The organism is Rhodococcus indonesiensis, assembly GCF_047782815.1.
Classification (GTDB): Bacteria; Actinomycetota; Actinomycetes; order Mycobacteriales; family Mycobacteriaceae; genus Rhodococcus; species Rhodococcus indonesiensis.
Window position 1 is genome coordinate 5,454,032 of the sequence record NZ_CP180630.1, and the last position, 23,957, is coordinate 5,477,988.

The 23,957-nt window shown below is 68.2% G+C and carries 19 protein-coding genes; 5 read left to right on the forward strand and 14 right to left on the reverse strand.

Annotated features, from left to right (window positions below):
- Nucleotides 1-46: 46 nt before the first annotated feature.
- From groL to ACM26Y_RS25140, 8 genes are all read right to left on the reverse strand, one after another.
- A complete protein-coding gene (gene groL, locus ACM26Y_RS25105; protein WP_003934997.1) occupies nt 47-1,696 on the reverse strand; it encodes a chaperonin GroEL in 1,650 nt (549 codons plus the stop codon).
- Between the two features lie 36 nt (nt 1,697-1,732).
- On the reverse strand, nt 1,733-2,758 hold the full coding sequence (locus tag ACM26Y_RS25110) for an NAD(P)-dependent alcohol dehydrogenase (protein ID WP_003934998.1): 1,026 nt from the start codon (nt 2,756-2,758) through the stop codon (nt 1,733-1,735).
- Nucleotides 2,755-3,513 carry an iron-sulfur cluster assembly protein gene (locus ACM26Y_RS25115; protein WP_054370756.1) on the reverse strand — a complete coding sequence of 253 codons (759 nt, stop codon included), beginning with the start codon at nt 3,511-3,513 and terminating at the stop codon, nt 2,755-2,757. Before ACM26Y_RS25115 ends, ACM26Y_RS25110 begins: the two co-directional genes overlap by 4 nt.
- Nucleotides 3,510-4,553, reverse strand: coding sequence for an amidohydrolase family protein (locus ACM26Y_RS25120; protein WP_003935000.1), 1,044 nt, complete (start codon nt 4,551-4,553; stop codon nt 3,510-3,512). Before ACM26Y_RS25120 ends, ACM26Y_RS25115 begins: the two co-directional genes overlap by 4 nt.
- Nucleotides 4,554-4,631: 78 nt before the next feature.
- Nucleotides 4,632-4,967 (reverse strand): propane 2-monooxygenase effector subunit MimD, encoded by a 336-nt coding sequence (gene mimD, locus ACM26Y_RS25125; protein WP_085999772.1) that lies wholly within the window; start codon nt 4,965-4,967, stop codon nt 4,632-4,634.
- Nucleotides 4,968-4,969: 2 nt separating this feature from the next.
- Nucleotides 4,970-6,076 (reverse strand): aromatic/alkene monooxygenase hydroxylase subunit beta, encoded by a 1,107-nt coding sequence (locus ACM26Y_RS25130; protein ID WP_003935002.1) that lies wholly within the window; start codon nt 6,074-6,076, stop codon nt 4,970-4,972.
- A 50-nt stretch (nt 6,077-6,126) separates the two neighbouring features.
- Entirely contained in the window at nt 6,127-7,170 is a 1,044-nt protein-coding gene (locus tag ACM26Y_RS25135; protein ID WP_371382789.1) for an FAD-binding oxidoreductase, read from the reverse strand.
- Between the two features lie 91 nt (nt 7,171-7,261).
- Nucleotides 7,262-8,890, reverse strand: coding sequence for a methane monooxygenase (locus ACM26Y_RS25140; RefSeq protein WP_010596327.1), 1,629 nt, complete (start codon nt 8,888-8,890; stop codon nt 7,262-7,264).
- A gap of 162 nt (nt 8,891-9,052) precedes the next feature.
- Here ACM26Y_RS25140 and ACM26Y_RS25145 point away from each other — a divergent pair, with 162 nt between their 5' ends.
- Nucleotides 9,053-10,864, forward strand: coding sequence for a sigma-54-dependent Fis family transcriptional regulator (locus ACM26Y_RS25145; protein ID WP_416062276.1), 1,812 nt, complete (start codon nt 9,053-9,055; stop codon nt 10,862-10,864).
- Between the two features lie 106 nt (nt 10,865-10,970).
- On the forward strand, nt 10,971-12,428 hold the full coding sequence (locus ACM26Y_RS25150; protein WP_416062277.1) for a catalase: 1,458 nt from the start codon (nt 10,971-10,973) through the stop codon (nt 12,426-12,428).
- Nucleotides 12,429-12,539: 111 nt separating this feature from the next.
- On the opposite strand, the gene ggh is transcribed toward ACM26Y_RS25150, so the two are convergent.
- The gene (gene ggh, locus ACM26Y_RS25155; protein WP_054370761.1) at nt 12,540-13,877 is read right to left on the reverse strand and encodes a glucosylglycerate hydrolase; all 1,338 of its coding nucleotides are present in this window, start codon (nt 13,875-13,877) and stop codon (nt 12,540-12,542) included.
- A gap of 190 nt (nt 13,878-14,067) precedes the next feature.
- Between ggh and ACM26Y_RS25160 the strand changes: the two genes are divergently transcribed.
- The 3 genes from ACM26Y_RS25160 (at nt 14,068) to ACM26Y_RS25170 (ending at nt 17,742) form a co-directional block, all read left to right on the forward strand.
- Complete coding sequence (locus tag ACM26Y_RS25160; RefSeq protein ID WP_003935008.1) at nt 14,068-15,177, forward strand: alcohol dehydrogenase catalytic domain-containing protein; 1,110 nt, start codon at nt 14,068-14,070, stop codon at nt 15,175-15,177.
- A 605-nt stretch (nt 15,178-15,782) separates the two neighbouring features.
- On the forward strand, nt 15,783-17,513 hold the full coding sequence (ctaD, locus tag ACM26Y_RS25165) for a cytochrome c oxidase subunit I (RefSeq protein WP_416062278.1): 1,731 nt from the start codon (nt 15,783-15,785) through the stop codon (nt 17,511-17,513).
- Between the two features lies 1 nt (nt 17,514).
- Nucleotides 17,515-17,742 carry a hypothetical protein gene (locus tag ACM26Y_RS25170; RefSeq protein WP_289378520.1) on the forward strand — a complete coding sequence of 76 codons (228 nt, stop codon included), beginning with the start codon at nt 17,515-17,517 and terminating at the stop codon, nt 17,740-17,742.
- Between the two features lie 125 nt (nt 17,743-17,867).
- On the opposite strand, the gene ACM26Y_RS25175 is transcribed toward ACM26Y_RS25170, so the two are convergent.
- The 5 genes from ACM26Y_RS25175 to ACM26Y_RS25195 are packed head-to-tail and all read right to left on the reverse strand — an operon-like array spanning nt 17,868 to nt 23,713.
- Nucleotides 17,868-19,409 carry a bifunctional 3-(3-hydroxy-phenyl)propionate/3-hydroxycinnamic acid hydroxylase gene (locus tag ACM26Y_RS25175; RefSeq protein ID WP_416062279.1) on the reverse strand — a complete coding sequence of 514 codons (1,542 nt, stop codon included), beginning with the start codon at nt 19,407-19,409 and terminating at the stop codon, nt 17,868-17,870.
- Nucleotides 19,406-19,762: a DoxX family protein gene (locus tag ACM26Y_RS25180; RefSeq protein WP_416062280.1), complete on the reverse strand. Its 357-nt coding sequence runs from the start codon at nt 19,760-19,762 to the stop codon at nt 19,406-19,408. Before ACM26Y_RS25180 ends, ACM26Y_RS25175 begins: the two co-directional genes overlap by 4 nt.
- Nucleotides 19,759-21,648, reverse strand: coding sequence for an acyl-CoA synthetase (locus ACM26Y_RS25185; protein ID WP_416062281.1), 1,890 nt, complete (start codon nt 21,646-21,648; stop codon nt 19,759-19,761). Before ACM26Y_RS25185 ends, ACM26Y_RS25180 begins: the two co-directional genes overlap by 4 nt.
- Nucleotides 21,645-22,583: a fumarylacetoacetate hydrolase family protein gene (locus ACM26Y_RS25190; RefSeq protein ID WP_416062282.1), complete on the reverse strand. Its 939-nt coding sequence runs from the start codon at nt 22,581-22,583 to the stop codon at nt 21,645-21,647. The genes ACM26Y_RS25185 and ACM26Y_RS25190 overlap by 4 nt, the downstream gene beginning before the upstream one ends.
- Complete coding sequence (locus ACM26Y_RS25195) at nt 22,580-23,713, reverse strand: VOC family protein (protein WP_416062283.1); 1,134 nt, start codon at nt 23,711-23,713, stop codon at nt 22,580-22,582. Before ACM26Y_RS25195 ends, ACM26Y_RS25190 begins: the two co-directional genes overlap by 4 nt.
- Nucleotides 23,714-23,957: the final 244 nt, after the last annotated feature.

The window sequence follows — 23,957 nt, forward strand, 5'->3', positions numbered from 1 at the left end:
AAGCGACCGACGGGACCCGGCCGCCGCCGAGACCGTCCCCCGGCGATCAGTAGATGTTGGACGGGCGGACCATGCCCTCGGCCAGGTCCCCGAAGCCGGGCGCATGGATGGCGCCGGGATTGCCGACGACCTCCTCCACGATCGCGGTCTCGGTGGTGATGAGCAGCGCCGCGATGGACGCGGCGCTCTCGAGCGCGGCGCGGGTGACCTTGAGGGGGTCGACGACCCCCTCTGCGAACATGTCGCCGTACTCGCCGGTGAGGGCATCGAACCCGTGCCCCGACGGCAGGCCCGCGACAACCTCGACGACCTCGTCGCCGTCGAAGCCGGCGTTGATCGCGATCCACCGCAGAGGCTCGGGCAACGCCCGCCGCACGACGTCCCGGCCGATGCCCTCGTCGCCCGGCAGCTCGAGGTCGGCCAGCGCGCGGTGTGCCTGGCCGAGCGCGGTGCCGCCGCCGGCCACGATGCCGTCCTCGAGGGCGGCCCGGGTGGCGGCGAGGGCGTCCTCGACGCGCAGCATGCGCTCCTTGAGTTCGACGCTCGTGGCGCCGCCGACCCGGATCACGGCGACCCGGCCGGTGAGCCGGGCGATACGCAGCTGGAGGCTGTCCTGGTCGGCATCGATCCGGGCCCGGCCCAGCTGCGCCTCGAGCTGCGCGACCCGGGCCTCGAGCAGCTTCGCATCGCCGTGGCCGCCGACGATGGTCGTGTCGTTCTCGGTGACGGTGATGCGGTCGCAGGACCCGAGGTGCTCGCGCGTCACCTCGGACAGCTCGACGCCGGTGTCCTTGGCGATGACGTGCCCGCCCAGGGCCACCGCGAGGTCCTGCAGCTCGGCGACCCGCCGGTGCCCGAAGCCGGGCGCGCGCACGACGACGGACTGCATCGTCTTGTGCATGTTGCCGCCGACGAGCAGCTGCAGCGCCGGGCCGTCGACGTCCTCGGCGAGCACGACGAGGGGCCGGTCGGCGCGTTTGGCGGCCTCGATGCTCGGCATGATGTCCTGCACCTGGTTGATCTTCTTGTTGGTGAGCAGGATCAACGGATTGTCGTGGACCGCTTCCATGCGTTCCGGGTCGGTGACCATGTAGCCGGAGATGTAGCCGTGGTCGAATTCGATGCCGTCGACGACGGTCACCGACATCCCGAGGGTGTCGCTCTCCTCGGTGGTGACGATGCCGGATCTGCCGACGTACGAGACGGCCTCGGCGATGGCCTCGCCGATTGTCTCGTCGTCACTGGCGGCGAGCGTCGCGACGCGCTGCAGGTCCGCGCGGTCCTCGACCGGCACGGACCGGTCGCGCAGCGCCTCGACCACGACGGGCACGGTGCGTTCGATGCCGCGGCGCACCCGCATCGGGTTGGCACCGGCGTCGACGGCGCGCAGGCCCTCGCGGACCATGGCCTGCGCGAGCACCGTCGCGGTCGTGGTGCCGTCACCGACCACGCCGTTGGTCTTCATCGCCACTTCCTTGACCAGTTGCGCACCCATGTTGGCGAACGGGTCCCGCAGCTGGATCTCCCGGGCGATCGTGACGCCGTCGTTGGTGATGGTGGGCGGGCCGGTGAGCTTTTCGAGCACCGCGTTGCGGCCCTTCGGACCGAGCGTCACCTTGACCGCGTCCGCGAGGGCGTTGACCCCGTACTCGAGCAGGGTGCGTGCTTCCTGGGCGAACCGCAGATCCTTTGCCATGATCGGGTTCCTTTCGTGTCGAGTGTGGGATGCGGTTCAGGGGATCAGGATCGCGCGGCCACGGACCCGTCCCGCGTCGAGGTCGTCGATCGCCTGCTGGAACTGCTCGAGCGGGTATTTCGTGGTGTGCAGGGTGACCTTTCCGCCGGCGGCGAGGGCCATGAGTTCCTGCAGGTCGTTGTAGGAGCCGACGAGATTGCCGATGAAGTTGATCTCGGTGGAGACCACGTCGATCGTGGGCACGTCGATGTTCTCGCCGTAACCGACGACGTAGTAGTTGCCGGCGCGGCGCAGCATCGCGACACCGTCCTTCGTGGCGCCGCCCTCACCGACGAAGTCCACGACGGCTTCGGCGCCGCGCCCACCGGTGAGTTCCAGGATCTGCTGCACGTGGGTGCCGTCGGCGACGATGCCGTGGTCGGCGCCGATCTCGACGGCCAGGGCGACCGCAGCGGGATTGCGGTCCACCACGACGAGAGTGACCGCCGACATCGCCTTCAGCACCTGGATGCCGATGTGGCCGAGGCCGCCCGCGCCGATCATGACGCACACGTCGCCCGGCCGCGTCGCGCGCGCCGCCTTGGCGACGGCGTGGTAGGCCGTGAGCCCGGCGTCGGCGAGCGCCGCGACGTCGGACGGCTCGAGCGAATCGTCGATCCGGACCACGCTGCGTGCGGTGGTGCGCAGGTACTCGGCGTAACCGCCGTTGGTGTCGATGCCGGGGAACCGGCTGTTCTCGCAGTGCACGTCGTCGCCGAACCGGCACGCGCGGCAGAGCCCGCACGTGATGAGGGGATGGAGGATGACCTTGTCGCCGACGGCCACGTTCGTGACCGCGTCACCCACGGCATGCACCCAGCCGGCGTTCTCGTGGCCGATCGTGTACGGCAGGGCGACGCCGCTCTTCTCGGCCCACTGCCCCTCGAGGATGTGGATGTCGGTGCGGCACACCCCAGCCCCACCGATGCGGACGACGACGTCGAGCGGACCCTCGACCTTCGGCTCGGGGATGTCTTCGAGTTGGAGCTTGGTGTGGTAGCCCACCACCTGCACGGCCTTCATGAAACCCTCCTGACGGGTGCAAAAGAACTGGTCCGGGTGTCGACCACCCGCGGCGTTGCCGATGCGCCGTCGTCGTCGGCGTACCGGGTGGCGAGCAGGCCCCGGCAGAAGTGCGAATTCCCCTCCATCGAGATCCGCACGGACTTTGCGAAACGCAGCCGCATCGGCACCGCCTCGCGGGGGATCGGGCGCCCGTCGTCGTCGACGAACACCCGGCCGGCCGGGCACAGGCTCAGGCCGATGTCGAACCGTCGCCGCATCAGCGCCGACTTGTGCCGGCCGGGCGGCAGGTCGCTCAGCGTCAGCGACGGGATGTCGTCGACGGTGAGAGACGAGTGCTGCAACAGGGATTCGAGGCAGCGCTCCAGCGCGGCGAGGTGTGCCTTGCGCCGGAACGTGCGGCGCAGCTCGTCGAGGTTCTCCTCCGCCTCGGAGCCGAAGGTGCCCCGGTAGCCGGCGTCGGCGGCGAGCCCCGCGTTGATCTTGCCGCTGTCGTGGTGGTCGTCCAGCAGGATCCGCACCTCGCCGATGCCCTCGATCGTCCGAAGGGCGTCCTGGGCGTCGGAGGCCATGAGGTACGCGAAGTTCGGTGAACAGAACGCGGTGGGTAGCCGCAGATGCACGGTGACCCCGTCGTCGTCGAGAACCACCGACCGCACGAAACCGAGATCGGTGATCGGCTCGTCCAGTTCGGGGTCGACCACCGTGCCGAGCGCGGCGAGCACGTCGTCGCCGGCCACCGGCGCGGCGGTCACGACGACACCGCCTGCTGTGCTCCCGCCGCCACCTCCACGCCTTCCTGGCCGGCCGGCTCGGGCAGCCGCAGGTGTTCCGGAACGTCGATGTCGTAGAGCGCCGCGGCGTTGAGGCCGAGGATCTTCTTCTTCTGCTCGATCGTGATCGGCGCGTATTCGGTCATGTCCTCGGGGATCTGGAAGTCGACGAACTTCTCGATCAGCCACTTCGGTGTCCACAGCGCGTAGTCGCTGGAGAACAGGATCTTGTCCTCGCCGAGCCAGTAGAGCAGTTCGCCGATGATCTGCGCGAAGTAGCGGGGGCGGGTGTGGATGAACGGAATTGCCACGGCCAGACCGCCGTACACGTTGGATTCCTGGGTCGCGATCCAGCAGAAGTCCTCGAGCCGGGGCAAGCCCACGTGCTCGACGACGAACCGCAGCTCGAGGTAGTCGGTGGCGACCTTGTCGACGTCGGCGACGTCGAAGGCGTCCCGGTCGAGCGGGCGGATGGTCGGGCCCTTGTGCACGTGGATGTTCTTGATGCCCAGCTCGATGCACTCCTCGAGGTAGCGCCGGGACCACGGGTCGTCGAGCTTGTAGCCGCGGGAGTCACCGTGCCATTCGGCGGTGTACAGCTTGACGCCCTGGAGGTTCATCCGTTCGGCGTCCCGGCGTAGCTGCTCGAGTCCGGCCTCGCCGTGGCGCGGGTCGTAGGCGTGGTTGTAGGTGAGCTTGTCCGGGTGCTTGCGGGTGAGCTCGAACGCCTCCTCGGTCTGCCCGAAGCCCTTGTGGTAGAACTCGCTCAGCAGGGTGGCCTGGAAGATCGCGTGATCCACGTGCCCGTCCACGAAGAGGTCCTTCATGAGGCGTTCGCCACCGTAGTAGGTGTAGGTGTCGTAGTCCCACACCTCCTCCTCGGGGCTGAGGTTCTTGTGGTAGTCGTAGAAGCAGTCGATGAACTGCCGTCCGTGCACGTTCTTCTGGTTCGACTCGCGGCCGTCCCAGATGTGCACGTGGCCGTCCACGACGAAGTACTGCTGGCCGTCCTTCTCGTACATCGCTTCCCTCGTTCTGTCGTGTGCCGGTGGTGGATCGGGAACCGTCCGGGCCCGGCGGGCGGGCCCGGACGGCCGGGGTCAGTGCGCCGTGAGATCGAATCCGATGTACTCGGCGGCGTCCTCGGGGCTGGCGAAGAGCATGGTCTTGTCGTCGAGGTGCACCATGCGCCCGTAGTGGGTGGAGCTGATCTCCTCGAAGATCGATCCGTCGAAGTCCTCCCCGAGGGCGTCGGTGAGCTCGGCGTAGTCGAACTCGAGACGGTTCACGCCGTCGACGCGGATCATCGACGGGTACTCCGTCAGCTCCACGCCCTCCTTGGTGCCCATGACGTCGGCGACGACGCGTCCGATCGGGGTGTTCATCAGGGTGACGCCACACATATTGGAGAACTCGGTGGCCGATCCGAATTGCATGCTCACTGGTCCAACTCCTTCGGGATGTCGAGCCCGAGATCCTCGAGCAGGGAACGGAACTTGGCTTCGGCGGCGTCGAGGCTGGAGGCGAACGTGACCGCCTTGTCCGCCGGCTGGGACCAGATCGGCTGCAGGGCGCGCGCGGCGTCGAGGCAGCGCGGCACCCACGTCGCCAGCCACGTCCCGAACAATTCCTTGTTCGACTCCCCGTGCTGCTCGTCGCGGACGAGCATCCGGAAGAGGTTGCGCGTGTAGGCGAGATCCCGGTCGTAGTCGTGCTCCCCGGTGCCGACGATCGTCGGGGTGATGTAGTCACCGTTGCGGGCGGCGATCTGCATGATCAGTTCGGTGCGGAACAGCGAGCCGACGAGCTGCTCGAAGACGATGTTGGTGGCGAAGAGCAGCTCGCACCAGTCCGGCACCGCGGTCAGCCGCTCGACGACCTCGCGGGTGGGCTGCCATTCCGGTGCGGACTGCCAGACCTCCCGGTGGGCGGCTCCGTCGAACGGGATCCCGGCCTCGGACAGGTCGAGGTTGAACAGCGCCAGGTCCTGCGCGAACCGCATCTTGTGTGCCGCATTGACCGCCACCGCGGTGTTGATCATGTTCGTGGGGCCGGAGCGCTGGATGGAGGTGAACACGTGCAGCGCCAGACCGTTCTCCGCGTGCATCCAGGCGCCGAGATTGCGCTCGATGAACTTCAGCCACGGCGTGTTCCAGCCGTCGTAGGCGCGGGCCCGCTTGGCGTTCTGCAGGCACAGGTCGACCTGACGCACGACCGCGGCGTTGTTGCGGTAGATCGTCTGGTCCCACTCCTCGTTGGGGTCGAGGAAGGCATGCCAGTTCGACGACTTCGCGGTCGTCCATTCCTTGGGGTATCCGCCCGGCCCGTCGCCGAAGCCGTAGATCCAGCCCTGCGACAGGTGCCGCTCAGGATCGGGCTGCACGTCGACGGTGACGTCCTCGTACATCGTCGAACGCTTCTTGGCCGGCGTGTAGTAGGTGAAGGTGCGGCTGCGGGAGCTGGGGAATTCCAGCGCGCCGGCTTCGGAGTCGGTGAACTCGATCTTCGGGAAGCTTCGGTGCTTGGATTCGGTGGTTGCGGTCATCTCGTTTCTCACTTCTGTCGGTGAAGGAGCGGTGTGGTTTCCTACGGCGACTACTCGAAGGCCGGGCTGGTGAACTTGTCGTAGAAGATCTGGTCCTTCGGGGTGTTGTGCACCTCGAGCAGTTCCAGAGCCGCATCGACCATGGGCGGTGGCCCGCAGAGGTAGACCTCGCACCGGTGGATCTCCGGCTCGCGGCGGCCCACGACGTCGGTGACGTTGCCCTCCTCGAAGTCCGGCAGGCCGGACGGTGCCGGCTCCGCCGACTCCGAGAGGCAGGGTGTGAACACGAAGTCCGTCAGCGTCTTTCCCAATTCGAGAATCTCGTCGAGGTAGAACAGATCCGCCGGCGTGCGGGCACCGTAGTAGAACCGGACGGGCCGGGTGCTGCCGGTCTCGCTCAGGTGCCGCAGGAGCGAGAGGATCGGGGCCATGCCGGCGCCGCCGCCGATGAAGACGATCGGCAGGACGTGGCCGTCCTTGATGGTGAAGGATCCGTAGGGCCCGGTGAGCGCGATCTCGTCGCCTACCGAGATACCGTCCTCGAGCAGGCCGGCGAACTTGCCGCCGGGGTACTTCTTGACGAGGAACTCGACATGCCCCGGCGTCGATCGGGTCGTCGCCATGGAGAAGGACCGGTGTTCCTCGGTTCCCGGTATCTGCAGGTCGGAGTACTGACCGGGTTTGAAGTCGTACTCCGCAGGCTCGACGGGCTGCAATTGCAGCGACACGATGTCCTTGGTCATCGGCTCGATCGCGGTGATTCGGGTGCGCACTTCCTGGATGGGGATACCACCCAGGAGCTCGTCCTCGTCGAAATTGAGCAGTTCGATGGTGCAGTCACTGTAGGCCGTCGAGCGGCAGAGCAGAACGTGCCCTTCGTCGGTCTCGGCGTCGTTGCAGGCGAACGTCGAGTAGTCCTCCATCTGGATATCACCGTCGAGGACAAAGGATTTGCAGGCCGAGCAGCGACCCTCCCGGCAGCCGTGCATCAGGTGGATGCCCTGCCGGAAGGCGGCGTCGAGGATGTACTCGTCCTCGCCGACCTCCATCTCGATGTCGACGGGCTCGAAGTTGATACGGTGCGTGTCGGCCACGGGGGTGTCTCCTGGGCTCGTGAATTGCTGTGCTGGTGGTATCGGCGGGCGGCGCCGGGATGCGGCTCGGCGCCGCCCGCCGGGCCCGGTGTCAGAGCGGCGTGGCGCCGGCGCGGTACTCCGCGATGTGCGCTGCGCGCTCCTCGTCCGTCATCTGGTTCAACAGGACGTTCGGGCTCTGGAAGGTGTTGCCCCGCACGTCGTCGAGGGTCCACATCTTCTTCGGGTCGAGATCGAGGTGCGGCTGACCGACGAGGGTCTTGCCGTCGTCGCGCACATACCCGAGGTCCTGCACGATGTCGGCGAGATCCTTGTCGTGGTGCAGGGTCTCCCATTCCCGGAAACCGGTGAGGCGACCCATGTTCGGCGTCGGCCGACCTTCGTACTCACCGCGGAACGCGACGGCGTCGGTCCAGTAGCACGTCTCCGAGCAGTAGGTCCGCCACTGGTCGTCGACCTTCTCCACGACCATGTCCTCGCGGACGAGGGCCGGCACCATGCAGGTCCAGCAGCGGTGCGGGTACTGGTATCCGACTTCCTCGAACGCGATCGGCTTGTTGCGGCCGGGGTAGGCGAGACGGTTGTAGTTCTCCCACCACTTGCCGAACTTGGAGTACCAGCCGGGGTACTTCTCCTCGAACCATTCGAAGTCCGCGTCGGTCATGGCGTCGATCCGCCAGTAGTTCACCGGCCAGCCCGTCGCGAAGAACCGGGCCACCTCGTGGACGTAGCCCTTCTCGGTGATGCGCTTCCACGCCTCCTCGACGAGGTCGTGCGGAATGGTCAGCCCGTACTTCTCGAGGGGGAGCAGATAGCTGCGGTAGTAGTCGTCGTAGATCCACCGCCGCCACATCTCGGCGTAACTCTCACGGTCCTTGCGGCGGTCCTTGGTGCCGTACTCGATGAACGTGCCGATCGCGGCGTCGACCACGCAGTGGTTGTTCCACCAGGCGTAGCGCAGGTCGCGCTCGAGCAGTGGCCGGTTCCGCTCGTCGGCCAGGGCCATGAGCAGGATCGAGTATCCGTTGGAGATGTGCCGCGACTCGTCGGACTGCACCGAGTGGAACACGGTGGGCAGCAGGTAGTCACCATTGGCGGCGGCCTCGTCGGGCATCGCCACGAACAGGGTGTTCGTAAAGGCGGTCTCCGCGACCACGGTCAGGTAGATGTTGGCCGCGGTGATCGCGTCACCGGTGATGAAGCCCTCCCCGAACTGCCGGCCGATGGTGCCCGCATAGTTGTTCGCGAACGCCTTCTCGGTCATGTCGAACCCGGCGGGATCGATGTAGTTGTTCATGTAGAGCTTCTTGAGATTCATCTGGATCGTCGAGTGCCGGACCTCGTCGATCATCTGCACCGCGAGCCCGTTGTGGATCTCGGGATTGGGCACCGCGTCGATGGCCATCGGCATCGCACGGGCCGCGGAGATCTCCGGGAACGGGATGATCGAGAGGAACAGCTTCTGCCACTCCAGCCAGCGCTGCTGGACCTGGCGGAACATGTTGCCGCGGATCGCGCCGTCCATCGCGCCGTAGACCCGGTTGTCCTTCTCCTCCTCCATGGGGAAGTAGGACCGCATGATCTGCTTGAGAGGGTCCTTCTTGGGGGCCTTCTCGAACGTGTAGTCGGTGCCGAAGCGGGTGGCCGGCGTCGCGAACGTCGGTTCCCACGTCAGCTCGGTGATCTTTGCATGGGCCTTGGTCAGGCTCTGCCTACTCAATGTGCGCCTCCTGGATCGGGAGCCGGCTCTGTGCCAGCCGTGGACGGTGGGTGTGGGTGCAGATACAACCCCCGTGTGCAACCCCGATCTGTCTCAATGTGAGACTCAGGTCACAATCGATGTGATTACCTTTGCTCTTGCGGGACCCGAGGAGAAGGTGGCGTGACAACTCCGGACGACCGGGAGATCGAAGTGGGTGAACACAACCGGAGCGGTTCCCAGGACGGGCATTCGCTTCAGGAAGCGGGCAATTCGGTCCGTGCGGGCGACTTCCCCGATCTCGGCGACCGGCGGGTCCGCAACTGGCTGCGGGTGTCCTGGTTGCGTTCCCGGGAAGCCAAGGTCGATGCCGATCGCCCGGCCGCGGACTACGTCGAATCCCTCCCCACCGACACCGTCCTCACCCGGGCAGCCCGGCCGGTGCTGCGCGCGTTGGCGGCGGAGATCGAGAACGAACCCGTGAGTCTGATCCTCACCGACGGCAAAGGCACCGTACTCAGCCGCTACGGCGGCGACCGTCGCCTGCTCGGCGCGCTGGACCGGGTCCAGCTCGCGCCGGGTTTCCGGTACTCCGAGTCCCAGGTCGGCACCAACGGCATCGGCACCGCGCTCGAGGTCGGCGCGCCGCTGCTCATCCGGGGCGACGAGCACTACAGCGGGCATCTGCGCAGGTTCTCCTGCGCGGGCGCACTCGTGACCCATCCGATCACCGGGGCCCTGCTGGGCGTGGTGGACCTGACCACCGAGGCGGAGAACACGAACTCGCTGCTGCTCTCGTTCGCCAAACTCGCCGCCACCCGCATCCGGGAGCGGATCCTCGAGGAGGCCAACGAACTGGACCGGGCGCTGCTGCACGACTACCACGCCGCGTGCCAGCACTCGGGTCGTCCGGTCATCGCGATCGGCGACGAGGTCCTGATGATGAACGCCCTCACCCAGCAGCGGTTCGACTCGCGCGACCAGGCCGCGATCATCGACCGGACCCGCGACGCGCGGGGACGGCACGAGCCGTTCACCCTGCTCGCCGACCTGCCGAGCGGGATCACGGCCCGCCTGTCCTACCAGCCCACCTTCGTCGACGACCGGCTCGCCGGGGGCGTCGTGCGGATCAAGGAGCAGCTTGCCCGGAGCCGGGCGACCCGGACCGTCGCCCCGCCCGCGCCCCGCGCCCTGGCCGGCCGCAGCGCCCAGTGGCAGCGGACCGTCGAAGGTGTCGTCGAGGCGTGCCGGCGCAGCGAATGGCTCGTCCTCGACGGTGAGCCGGGCGTCGGGAAGACCGCCCTGATCCGGGCGGCGCACGACCACGTCCGGCCCGAGCGCACCCTGACGGTCCTCGACGCGGCCCGGCTCGACGGCGACGAGCTGTCCGAACGCGCGGGCGCCACCCTCGACGACGGCGGCGACCTCGCCGTGCTGCACGCCCACGTCCTCGGCGACGACCAGCTCGCGGCGCTCGCGTCGTTCCTGCAGACCGTCGCCCAGGACACGCAGGCGCCCGCGCCGTGGGTCGCCCTGACCATGCAGCCACCGCAGGAGGAGAGCGACACCCACTCCGTGCTGCGGCTGTTCCCGAAGACGATCTCGGTACCGCCGTTGCGGCACCACCTCGAGGACGTTCCCGACCTCGTGCGGTTCCTCCTCGATGCCGCCGGCGCCACCGAACTCACGCTGTCCCCGGCCGCGGCGAACCAGCTCATGCGGCTGTCGTGGGGCGGCAACGTGACCCATCTGCGCAGCGTCCTCGACGAGCTCTGCCGGCGTCGGCGCTCCGGGACCGTCGAGCCGGCCGACCTGCCCGCCGAGTGCCGGGCGACGACCCGCCGGAGCCTGACCCGGCTCGAGTCGCTCGAGCGGGACGCGATCGTGGAGGCACTGGCGCTGCACGGTGGCGACAAGGTGGCCGCCGCGAAGGCCCTCGGCATGTCGCGGGCGACGATCTACCGCAAGATACGCGAATTCGGCATCACTCTCTGATTCCGAGCGTGCGTGTCAAATTGAGACGACCGGACCCTGCTGCGCACGAAACACTCCTGAGCGCAGAGACGTTCACCCCACCAGGGTGACCAGACAGGAGTGATCGATGACCGACCACAACGGACTCACCACCGCTGCCGGCGCACCGGTGCCGGACAACCAGAACAGTCTCACGGCCGGGGCCCGCGGACCCATGCTCCTCCAGGACGTGTGGTTCCTCGAGAAGCTCGCGCACTTCGACCGCGAGGTGATCCCCGAACGGCGCATGCACGCAAAGGGTTCCGGCGCGTTCGGCACCTTCCGCGTCACCCACGACATCACCCGGCACACCCGGGCCGCGCTGTTCTCCGAGATCGGCAAGCAGACCGAGGTGTTCGTCCGGTTCTCCACCGTCGCCGGTGAGCGCGGCGCCGCCGACGCGGAGCGCGACATCCGCGGCTTCGCCGTGCGCTTCTACACCGAGGAGGGCAACTGGGACGTCGTCGGCAACAACACCCCGGTGTTCTTCTTCCGCGATCCGCTCAAGTTCCCCGACCTCAACCATGCCGTGAAGCGCGATCCGCGGACCAACCTTCGCGACCCCGAGAACAACTGGGACTTCTGGACCAACCTGCCGGAAGCCCTGCACCAGATCACGATCGTGATGTCCGACCGCGGCATCCCCGACGGCTACCGGCACATGCACGGGTTCGGTTCGCACACTTTCTCGTTCGTCGACGCCGCGGGCACCCGATCGTGGGTGAAGTTTCATTTCCGCACCCAGCAGGGCATCCGGAACCTCACCGACGACGAGGCCGCGGCCGTGATCGCCGGCGACCGCGAATCCGCCCAGCGGGACCTGTACGAGGCGATCGAGACCGGGAACTACCCGAAATGGACGCTGTACGTGCAGATCATGCCCGAGGCCGACGCGGCGACCTACCGGTACCACCCCTTCGACCTGACCAAGGTGTGGTCCAAGAAGGACTACCCGCTCATCGAGGTGGGGGAGCTGGAGCTGAACCGCAACCCGGACAACTACCACGCCGACGTCGAGCAGGCCGCGTTCTCCCCTGCGAACGTCGTTCCGGGCATCGGGTTCTCGCCCGACCGGATGCTGCAGGGCCGGCTCTTCTCGTACGGGGACGCCGCACGATACCGGCTCGGCGTCAACCACCATCAGATCCCGGTGAACTGCCCCCGGGCCGCCGCCCACGTGAACTCCTTCCACCGCGACGGCGCGATGCGGGTGGACGGCAACCAGGGCAGCGTCCCGAGCATCGAGCCGAACTCGTACGGCCGGTTCCAAGAACAACGCGGGTACGCCGACCCGCCGTTGACCGTCGGTGCCGTCGCGGACCGGTTCGACTACCGCGCAGACGACGACAACTATTTCGAGCAGCCCGGAATACTGTTCCGGAACATGACCGCCGAGCAGCAGACCGTACTGTTCGACAACACCGCACGCGCGATCACCGGGGCATCGGTGACGACGATCGAACGGCACATCGCCAACTGCACCCAGGCCGATCCGGCCTACGGTGAGGGGGTTCGCAAGGCCTGCGAGGCACTGGGGGCGTTGTGAGCGGCCGGTGATCCGTCCGGCGCGGCAGGCAGCCGCTCGCCCCTGGGTCGTTCGCCGCGTCGATTGCCTGCGCGGCCGACCGGGGGGCGCGCGGCTGTCGGCGCGGCCGGCTCAGCCCAGCCAGTCCAGCACCGCGGCCGCGGTCCACGACTGCTGCATACTGCCGAGCGGCTCGCCGGTGAACGGCTCGTAGTACTCGGCGAACGAGCCGTCGCTCGCCTGCCGCAGGCCCTCCGCCCGCAGCAGATGGGCGCGCTCCGCCCAGCCGCGGCGGGCGAACGTCCAGGAGAACAGCCAGGTCATCACCGGCCACACCGGTCCGCGCCAGTACTCGCGCGGACGGAAGTCCCGGGAGACGGGGGAAGTGGAGGGTGGCACGGCGTAGCGCAGGTCGGGGTGCCCGCAGAACTTCGGGCCCTCGAAGGTGCGAACCAGGGTCCGTTCGGTGCCGGGCGGCAGACCGCCGCACAGCAACGGCGCGAACATCGCGATCGTGTCGGTGGCCATCCAGCGGCCGCTGCGCAGATCGAAGTCCTTGGCGGCGCCGGTACGCGGATCGGTGGTGTCGAGCACGCCGCGACGGAACCGGTCCGCGTACTCGTGCAGCTCACGCACGTCCGCATTCGGGCACGAATGCTCCTCCCCGATGACGGCGAGCACCTCGCACGCCAGCGCGAACACGGCGCTGACGAACACGTCCTCGACGGCGAAGCTCATGGCCGTGGCCAAGGCGTCGTCGTCGTAGCGCACTTCCTTCATCTCCTCGAGCAGCCACAGGTAGCGGGCGTACTCGGCGTCGGTGGGCCGCTGACTCGCGTCGCCGACATGGGCGAGATCCTCGCGCCGGAACGTCGGCACCGCCCCCGCGACGACGTTGGCGTACGCCGCGTCCCACCGGGGCGAGTTGTCCATGCCGGATTCCCAGCCGTGATAGAGCGCGATCCGGCCGTTGCCGTCGAGGTCGCGGGCCCGGGCCAGCCACCGGTGCCAGCGCACCAGGTCGGGCCAGCGACGGTCCAGAAACTCTTCGGCGACGGCACGGGTGGTGCGCCCGTGCCGGCGGCTGTGGTCGAGGATCCGCTGCACCGCGATGGCGTGCACGGGTGGCTGGGTGATGCCGGAGGTCTGTGGGCCCCGCGGGGCAGCGGCGGCCAGGTCGGTGCAGGCCCACCGCGCCGGTCCCGGAAAGTAGCCGTCCACCCCGCTCGCGAACACGATGTGCGGGATCATGCCGTTGCGCCACTGCGCCGACAGCAGGGTGTCGAGCTCGACGACGGCCCGCTCGACGCTCAGCGGGGCCAGCCCCACGGCGACGAACGCCGCGTCCCAGCTCCACATGTGCGGATACAGCTTCGGGGCGGCGCTGGTCATCGTGCCGAGGTCGTTGCCGCGCAGCAGATAGGCAGCCCGCGCGGCGAGCTGGGTGTGGGTGAATCCGCGGTCCGGCATCGCATCATTGTGCGACCGGTCCGGCGTGGGCGCGCGCCGAGGGGCAGCCGGACCACCGGAAATCGGACAGCCACACACGTCCCGACCGGTGTCGATGTCCGGAACCCTGCGCTCGGTGCCGACCCCGGTCCCCGCACGAGAACTACGGTGGATTCCGGAACCACCCCCGAGACCCGAGGAGTACCGGAGCATGAGGATCACCGGCGCAGTCCTGGAGGAGATCGGCCGGCCGCGGCCGTTCGCCGAGTCGAAGCCGATCAGCCTGTCGGAACTCGAGCTCGACCCGCCGGGACCGACCGAGCTTCTGGTACGGATCGAGGCGGCCGGGGTGTGTCACTCCGATCTGAGCGTCGTGGACGGCAACCGGGTGCGTCCCGTGCCGATGCTGCTCGGACACGAGGCGGCCGGACGGGTCGTCGAGGTGGGTTCGGCCGTCGACGACTTCCGGGTGGGGCAGCGGGTGGTCATGTCGTTCCTGCCACGGTGCGAGGCGTGCGACAACTGCGCCGAGGACGGCCGGTTGCCCTGCACCGCCGGGTCCGCCACCAACAACGCCGGGGAACTGCTGCACGGGGGCCGGCGCCTGCACCGTGACGGTCACCCGGTGCACCATCACCTCGGCGTCTCGGGTTTCGCGACGCACGCGGTGATCGACCGCGCGTCGGCCGTCGCAGTCGACGACGACGTGCCACCCGACGTCGCCGCGGTGCTCGGCTGTGCCGTGCTCACCGGCGGGGGCGCCGTCCTCAACGCGGCCCGGCCGCGGCCGCAGGACAGCATCGCGATCGTCGGGCTCGGTGGTGTCGGCATGGCCGCTCTCCTCACGGCTGTCGCGCAGGGTGTCTCGCGCATCGTCGCGATCGATACTCTCGACGACAAGCTCGCCCGTGCTCGCGAACTGGGGGCACACGAGACCTACACGCCAGCCGAGGCGCTCGACCGGGGCGTCGCCGCCCGGTACGTCGTCGAGTGTGCCGGCAGCGCACGCGCGTTCGAAACCGCGTTCGCTCTCACGGCACCCGGTGGCACGACCGTGACGGTCGGTCTGCCCGCTCCGACCGCGACGGCCGTGATCTCTCCGTTGACGGTGACCGCGGAGGCTCGCACGATCGTCGGCAGCTACCTGGGCTCGGCCGTGCCGCGCCGCGACATCCCCGAGTACGCGCGCATGTGGCGCGAGGGCCGGCTCCCGGTGGAGGAACTGATCTCCTCCCGGATCCCCCTCTCGCGCATCAACGAGGCCATGGACCAGCTCGCGGACGGGCTGGCCGTACGTCAGGTCGTCTTGTTCGACGACTGAGCCCGGACGCCGGCCGGTCCGGGACCAAGGTCCCGGACAGGATGTCTTGTGGGAACCGATTTCTCCCGACGGCCGAGCCGCCGGGGACGTCGTGCCCGGGCGTCCCCGCCACTCGGTCCCCCGCTCGGCGCCGGACTGCTCCGGCCGATGGGCGCATGCGACGGGAGTCTTCGGACCCTTTTCTCCGAGCCCACGGTCCCTCCGGCCGTGCCGGAGCCGACGTGTGATTCTCGTTTCGCCGGTGCGCGGCGGGTGCCTGGACCGCTCGCGGGCGCGCGTATCCACAGCTGTGGAAAAACCTGTTGATCAGTAATTTTCGGCCCGGCCGACGACGACCTCGGCACCCGAAACGGTCCCGCGCGTCCGGTGCAGCCGCCGTTGCTCGGCGCGTCTCGCCGAGACCACGCCGGGTCGTGTACGTGCTCCACGTCTCATTGCCGATGTCGATGCGGCGGTGCAAGAGTCAGCGCGCCGACGGTCGGCGGCTCCGCTCCGGGCGCCTGCGCCGCCGGTCGAACGGGAGGTCGCGAATCCAGCCTCTCGCGGCAGCAGTTCGGAACTCGATGCCCCGCCGGACGGCGGGCCCGAAGGCAGGAGTCGTGGTCATGGTCGATGTCGCGCCGATACTGAGGACGCCGGACGCGCAGCGGCCGTATCCACCCACCCACCGCCCGAAAGGCTCGAGGATCCTCGAGGTCGTCACCTCCACCGACCACAAGGTGATCGGTGTGATGTACATCGTGGCGGCCTTCGCGTGGTTCCTCGTCGGCGGTCTCATGGCGCTGCTCATCCGGGGTGAGCTCGCCGTGCCCGGTCTGCAGTTCCTGTCGAACGAGCAGTACAACCAGCTGTTCACGATGCACGGCACGATCATGCTGCTGCTCTATGCGACCCCGGTGTTCTTCGGCTTCGCCAATTATCTGCTGCCCCTGCAGATCGGGGCGCCGGACGTGGCCTTCCCCCGGCTGAACGCGGTGGGCTTCTGGCTGTACGTCTTCGGCGGGCTCATGGCCGCGGGCGGTTTCCTCACCCCCGGCGGGGCCGCGGACTTCGGGTGGACGGCGTATGTGCCGCTGACGAATTCACTGCACTCGCCCGGAGTCGGGGCGGACCTGTGGATCCTCGGTCTCACCGTCGGCGGCCTGGGCACGATCCTCGGCGCGGTCAATCTCATCACCACCATCGTGTGCCTGCGCGCCCCCGGCATGACCATGTTCCGGATGCCGATCTTCACCTGGAACACCTTCATCGCCTCGCTGCTGATCCTGCTGATCTTCCCGCTGCTGGCCGCGGCGCTGATCGCCCTGTTCGTCGACCGGCAGTTCGGCGCTCACGTCTTCGATCCCGGCACGGGCGGTGTCATGTTGTGGCAGCACCTGTTCTGGTTCTTCGGTCACCCCGAGGTGTACGTGCTGGCGCTGCCGTTCTTCGGCATCGTCTCGGAGATCTTCCCGGTCTTCTCCCGCAAGCCGATCTTCGGTTACACCGGCCTGGTCTACGCGACCCTGGCGATCGCGGCGCTTTCGATCGCGGTGTGGGCGCACCACATGTACGCCACCGGCGCCGTGCTGTTGCCGTACTTCTCCTTCATGACGTTCCTGATCGCGGTGCCCACCGGCGTGAAGTTCTTCAACTGGATCGGCACCATGTGGAAGGGGCAGCTGACGTTCGAGTCGCCGATGCTGTTCTCGGTCGGCTTTATCGTCACCTTCCTGTTCGGCGGCCTGTCCGGCGTCATCCTCGCCAGCCCGCCGCTCGACTTCCAGCTGCACGAGTCGTATTTCGTCGTGGCGCACTTCCACTACGTGCTCTTCGGGACGATCGCCTTCGCCACCTACGCCGGCATCTACTTCTGGTTCCCGAAGATGACCGGGCGCATGCTCGACGAGCGCCTCGCCAAGTGGCACTTCTGGCTGACCTTCGCCGGCTTCCACACCACGTTCCTGGTGCAGCACTGGCTGGGCAACGAGAGCATGCCGCGTCGCTACGCCGACTACCTGCCGTCGGACGGGTTCACCACCTTGAACATCGTCTCGACCATCGGTGCCTTCGTGCTCGGCGCCTCGACCCTGCCGTTCCTGTGGAACGTGTTCAAGAGCTACCGGTACGGGCAGGTCGTCACGGTCGACGACCCGTGGGGCTACGGCAACTCCCTCGAGTGGGCGACGAGCTGCCCGCCGCCGCGGCACAACTTCACCGAGCTGCCGCGCATCCGCTCCGAGCGGCCCGCGTTCGAGCTGCACTACCCGCACATGAGCGAGAAGATGCGCTCCGAGGCCCACGTGGGCTGGGGTTCGCACGCCCAGACCGCCCGCGCGCTCGAGGGGACGCGCTGACATGGAGGACGGACGCCGGTTCCGCCGGTACGCGACGCTCGGCGAGACCCGTACCCGGCCCGACCCGACGGCCCTGCTGGTCGCGATGCTGGTGCTGGCGGTGCTGCTCGCCTCCCCGTGGTGGCTGTCGCCGGTCCCGGCCGTGCTGCTGATCGTCGCGGCGGCCGTCGGAACGGTCGCGGTCGGCGCTACGAGCCGGCGGACGATCGTGCCGACCCGGTGGTCTTGACCTTTCGATCACCGGGCGGAGGGCCGACCACCCACACCAGCTCCCCCGAGGGGCCCCGGCCCGGCGCGTGTACGCGGCGGGCCGGTAGCTCGGAACCTCCGGACGAGTCCGCAGTGGAGACTCGCTCACCGTGCGAGAAGAGTCGGCATGTAGCCGGTGTGGAAGCGGGGCAGTGCGGCACAGAGCCCGGACAGGTTGTTGCCGCTACGAAGGACGGTGCCGTCGGGCCGGACGATGGCAGCGCGCGCGTGGCCGCGACGTAGCCAGCGGTGCAGGTCGCTGCCTGGTCGAACCAGTAGGAGTCTGCCACCACGCCGGTCGATGTCGGTGCGTTGTTCCGCGGTCGGGGAGACAGAGGTGACCACCGCGAACCGGCCGGCGACGACCTCGGTGAATCGGCGACCCTCGCCGAGGACCGGATTCGGGATCAATCGGCCCGCTCGGCTTCCGCGCAGCCGAGGTCGCTCGATCAGACCCGAGCGGTGAAGAGCGGGTGTCTCACCGGCCATGATCTTGTCGCCGAGGCCCGGCACGCCGTGCAACAGCGGCAAGACGACGCGGCGGAGGAGGTTGCCGAGGTCGCCACCCTCGGTCATGGCCGTTCCGACGAACTTGGCCCGCCGGATCAGCGCCAGCGCGTGGGGTTTGCGTTCGATCTCGTAGGTGTCGAGTGTGCTCTCGGGCAGGTCGCCGCCGAGAACGCCGGCGAGCTTCCAGGCGAGGTTCATAGCGTCGCGCATCCCTGCCCCCATTCCCTGTCCGACGAACGGTGGTGTGAGATGGGCGGCGTCGCCGAGCAGGAACACGTGCCGGTCGCGCCATCGGTCCGCGATCCGCGCTCGAAAGGTGTACTCGGCCACGCGGACGAGCTCCAGGTCCTCGATCGGTGTGGTCCTCGTCCACGGCGAGATCAGAGGATGCAGCCGGGTCATCTCGCGGTAGTCGTCGGCGGTCTCACCGGGCTTCAGACGGAACTCCCAGCGGTAGCGCGTTTCTCCGATCCGCATGTACGTCGCCGCGCGTACGGGGTCGCACACCTGGTGCACACCCTCCCATTCGCCCAGGTCTGCGGTGGTGGCGACGTCGACAACCAGCCAGCGTTGTTCGAACTTCAGGTCCCGCATCGTTGTCTGGATCCGGTCTCTGACCATGCTGTTGGCGCCGTCGCAGCCCAACACGTATCCGGCCCGCACCGATTCGTGCACACCGGTGCTTCGGTCGGTGAAATCGACTCGAACGCCGCCGGTCTCGTCGTGGGCGAACCCGGTGACTTCGACGTTGCCGCGCAGAGTTGCCCCGGGATACCGGGTCAGATTGGCGCGCAGGAGCTCCTCGAACTGCGGCTGGTCGAACATGTTCGCCTCCGGGTAGCCGTGCATACCCGGACCGGGTGCACGGTGGAACTCGGTGAGAACTCGCATGTTCCGGTCGAGAAGCCGCAACCCGAGGCACGGCCGGGAGATCGCCGCGAACTCGTCGGCGATCCCGAGGTGCGCCACGATCCGGTGGATCTCCCCGTCGAGGTGGACCGCTCGCGGCTGCGCATAGACGCCCTCCCAGCGCTCGAGTATCAGGCACTCGACGCCGTGGCGGGCAAGCAGGGTGGCGGCGGTCAGTCCGGTGGGCCCGGCACCGACGATGACGACCGGGACGGCCTGCCCGCTCATCGGATCGATCCGAACAGGACGAGGAGGTAGGCGAGGATCAGCGCACCGACGACGACGGCGGGCATCATCTCACGCAGGCCGTCACCGCTGCGTACGTGCGTGACGACGGCCCCTACCATCAGCAGCAGGAGCCCGACGCCGGCTGCGGCGCCCAGCGCCGGCACGAGCCCGCCGAGCAGGAGCCCGGCAGCACCGGCGACCTCGAGCGCACCGATACCCCGATACGTGCCGACGGACATTCCCACATGGGCTGCCCGTTCCCGCATCGGCGAGATCGCCGACATCTTGCTCACGCCGAGCGTGAAATAGAGGAGGGCGAGTGAGGTGGCCAGAACCATTGATGCGACGGTCATTTGCGCACCATTACCTTCCAGTCGACGGCGTATCGGTCCAGGATCGCTTCGACGGCCGGTTCACCGGCCGATCCGTGGACCTCGATGGTGGCAAGGATCGAACCGTTCACCACGGACGCGTGAACGCTGTCGACACCTGCGATGGGGGCGAGAGCATGCTCGAGTTCGCGCCGTGTCGCGTCGGCACGCAGCGCGAGCTTGTAGGGCTTGCCGACCGCGGTGACGGGCAATGCGTCGAGGATGGTGACCGAGGCGGGTGCCGCGGCCCGTTCGGGGACGTGCTCACCCGCCCAGACCCGTAGCTCCTCATCGGTGACGCGGGAGTCTGCGACGACGGTGACGTACGCGACGGGCACTTCGCCGGCGTGCGCGTCGGGGCGTCCGACGGCGTTGACCGCGGTCACCTCGGGGTGGGCCGACAGGGCGTCTTCGATGATCGCCGGATCGATGTTGTGCCCGCCCCGGATGATGACGTCCTTGGCGCGTCCCATCAGGTAGACGAAGCCGTCGTCGTCGACACGGGCCAGGTCGCCGGTGTCGAGCCAGCCGTCGATCAGTTTGCCCATGCCGTCGAGAACAGGTCCGTATTCGTCGCGACCGGTGACATAACCCGCGAACACCGTCGGTCCGCTGACGGCGAGGATTCCCGTCGCTCCGGTGGGGAGCTCTTCCCAGGAGCCGTCGTCGCGGACGCGTACCACTTTGACGTGTTGGTAAGGCATCGGCAGCCCGACCGAGCCGGGGCGTGGCGCGTCGGTGAACGTGCGGACACTCGCGCAGGTCGCTTCCGTCAGACCGTAGCCTTCGAGAAGGGGCACACCGGTGTGGTGCTGGAAGGTCACCCTGACGGCAGCCGGTAGCGGCGACGCTCCGACGATCGCCGATCGCAGGCTGCTGATGTCGGCATCGACCGGGTGCTGGGCGAGTGTCGCGTATACGGTGGGCACCGCGCTCATCACCGCGATGCGATAGTGCTCGACGATCTTCCAGAACTCGCGAGACAGCGCCGGGTCGCGGTAGCCGAGCGGGCCGGCCCACACCACGTGCTGCCCTTTGAACAGTGGTGCCAGCAATGTGACCATCAGCGCATTGACATGGAACAGCGGTAGGGCCGCGAACACGACGGAGTCGCAGTCCCACGACGAGTTCGCGGCCAGCATCCACGAATTGGCGATCTCGTTGCCGTGGGTGTGGGCGGCCAGCTTCGGGACGCCGGTGGTACCGCCGGTGTGGAACAGCGCGGCCAAGTCGACCGCACGGGGAGGATCACCGACGAAGCCGGAGGAGTCGATACGGGCCGAGAGCGCATCGAGGTAGCCGACCCGCACCCCGTCGACCTCGGGCAGGACCGCAGGCGCTCCGGTGGCGCCGGTGGGCCGCAGCGCCAGCACCGCGTCCACCCCTCCGCCCACGGCAATCTCGTGCGCGGCTTTCCAGGTGTCGGCCGCCAGTTCCGGGCCGGCCGCCACGAGCACGCGTGCACCCGAGCGGCGCAACAGTTCGGCGATGTGCTGCGGCGACTGTCCGGCGTTGAGGGGTGCAGCGATGCCCGCGAGTTGCGTGGCGAGAGTCGCGGGGATCGATTCGGCGCAGTTGGGCGCCATCAGCGCCACCGCGTCGTGGCGCCGCACGCCGAGCCGATGGAACAGATTTGCGTAACGATGAACATCGGCAAGAAGTTCGGAGAAGCTGCGCTGCAACGGCTCCCGCCACCGCGTGCCGTCGGGCAGGACCGTGAGGGCGATGCAATCCGGCCACAGCCGGGCCGCTCGGGTGAGCAGCGCGTAGGTGGACTCCGGGAGCCCCCGATCCCGCAGCGGCACAGCCTCGATGGCAGGCAGATCTGTGGGAGCCGCGTATCGCGGCCAGAGCAGGTCGGTGCTCATCGCGCGTACCTCACCACCGTGCGCTGGCGCCCCAGGTCGATGGTCCCGTCGTCGGTGGCGACGGACGCTTCGATGAGGTCACCGTCCTGCAGATAGTTCGAATTCCTCGCCTGCCCCGCGAAGAAGAGCTTCCACTTGACGGCCGGCGGCAGCAGCGAAGCGAGGATTTCGAGTGGCTTCGGTGGGGCGCTCAGCGCCGTTCCGACCGGCGTTCCGGTCAGCAGCAGGTCTCCGGCGTCGAGGCGTTGAAAGCGGGTCAACGCCTGCAACGTCTCGGCAGGCTGGTAGATCATGTCGGCCACGGTCATGTTCTGGCGCGGCTCCCCGTTGACCCACAGTCGCAGGCGCAGGTCGGTGAACCGCTTCAGTTCGTCGGCGTCCAGCAGTACGAGCGCGGGCCCGACCGGGGTGAACGTCGGGTACGACTTGGCCTCGTAGAACTGCGTTTTGGGAAGCTGGACGTCACGCGCGGAGATGTCGTTGGTGACGACCAGGCCGGCAACGTGATCGGCGAGAGTGTCTGCGGTGATCGTGGTGCCGACGGGCAGCTCGCGCCCGAAGACCAGTCCGATCTCCACCTCGTAGTCCAGTAGCCGGACGTGGGCGGGACGGATCACGTCGTCGTGGGGTCCGCTGATCGAACCGGACGACTTGCGGAAGAAGGTCAGCGGAGTGGTGTCGGGGTTCATCCCGGCGTCCTCGACATGCGAGGCGAAGTTCGTCATCTGTGCGACCACTCGGCAGGGCGCCGTGACCGGGGAGAGCAACGAGAGGGACTCGACGGGCACGGTGCCCTCGCCGGCGGCAGCCGCCTCGACCGCTGGTCGGTCGGCCAGCAACTGAGCGGTGGTGGTGGCCGCGGTGTCGACTTGTGCGGCACCCGTGGGTGTGACGACCCACCAGGCATCGGCGGTGCGGAGGACGGAGATGGTCATGAGCTCGCAACTTTCAGGAGGCCGCGTAGGCGGGACAGATCGAATTCGTTGTCGGCGCGCAGCGCATCGACGATGGCGCGCAGTTCCCGAAGCGAATCCCGACCGGGTTTCGATCCGAGGAAGTCCTTGGTGGCGGGCGGCCCCCACTGGGCCAGTCCGGACGCGGTCATCGGTGCCCAGCCGACGTCGAGGGTGTTGTCGAAGAGATCGCCGTCGCTGAAGTGCTCGACCATGAATCCGTCGGGGTCACGCCAGTAGTCGAAGATCTGACTGCCCTGGATATGTCGGCCGATACCCCAGGACCGGCGGTAGCCGCGGTCGAGCAGGTACTCGCCTCCTGCCGCGAGGGAGTCCAGGTCGGCGACCTGGTATGCCGAATGCACGTAGCGGTTGGACGGTCCGAGAACCATCGCGAGGGTGTGATGGTCGGTGGGCGTGGCACCCCGGTCGCAGCGGATGAAGCTCATGACCGGGCCCCGGGCCCGTTGCCCGGGGTAGTAGAGGAAGTCGCTGACGATCAGTCCGAAGTGCTCGAGATACCAATCGAGCGTTTCGCGGTACTTCGTCGTCTGCAATACGACATGTCCGAGCCGTTGCACGGTGGCCGGTGCGCGGGGTGGGCGCTGGGTGGCATTCACCCGCCCGGCGTCGTGCCCGAAGTTGAACCGGAGCGGAGCCTGGGCGGGTAGCGCGGGCAGATCGAATGTGCCGGACACGACGCGCACTCCCAGGGCGCTCGGATCGACGAGATCGACGGCGATCCCGCCGAGGCTCTCGGGGAGGGGCACCACCGCACTGCCGACCGCGTCCGCGAGTCGCAGCACGTCGGTCGGGTCGGCCGCCCGGAAGGCGGGACCGACGAACCGCGATCGCGGGCCTCGGCGGATGAGCACGCAGGGCGACCCGGGGTCTGTCCCGCGCAACTGCAGTTCGTGTGCGGTTCGAAGCGCCGTCGAGAAACCGAAGGCATGGGCGAACGCCTCCGCCCGCTCGAGGTCGGGCTTCTCGAACTCCAGCCACGCCAGGTCGTGCACCTTGATGATCGGATCGGCGGCCCGGCCCCGATGCTCGCCCGCCAGGCCGCCCTGCTCACTGTGCAGACCGGTATGGGGGTCGTGGTGGACGTTCATCGATCACTCCCTTCAAGTTATGATGATATCGTCACTTACGAGGATATCGTCAGTCAAGCGTTTTTGAGGAATTCGTCACAATTGAGGGCGCTCAGCATGCGCATGGTCGGGTCAGCGGTGAGTTCTCCCACGCGGCGGGGGGGACCCCGAAGTCATGGCTCGACAGCCCGTTCCGGGGGCGCCGTGGTCGACTTCGTCGCACTGGGCGATCGGCGGTGGCCGGGCCCTCTCGAGGGCCGGCCGG